1 pseudogene is annotated in these 232 nt (G+C 67.7%); it reads left to right on the top strand.

Going from position 1 to position 232, the window contains the following annotated elements:
* Positions 1-21: 21 nt before the first annotated feature.
* Positions 22-232, top strand: a pseudogene (locus tag AC0L3U_RS40325) (Crp/Fnr family transcriptional regulator); the annotation flags it as partial.

Here is a 232-nt window from a genome sequence, read left to right as displayed (position 1 = left end):
GGAGGAGGATGGGAGTTCCCGATGGACGCGCGCACCGGCAAGACAACCGAGCTCGACAGCCGCCCCGCAAACAATCTGCTGCGGCGGCTGAGCCACGCGGACTACACGCTGCTCGCGCCACACATCGCCGTTGACGACGCTGCGGCAAACGAGCTGCTCTACAGCCCCGGCGACGACGTCCAGGTTGCGCACTTCCCGTGCGGACAGTCGCTCGCGACCTTCGTCGTGCCCA

It is taken from the genome of Bradyrhizobium sp. Kon69 (assembly GCF_055807515.1).
The sequence above is the reverse complement of the archived record's forward strand: the minus strand, read 5'-3'. Positions and strand labels throughout refer to the sequence as shown.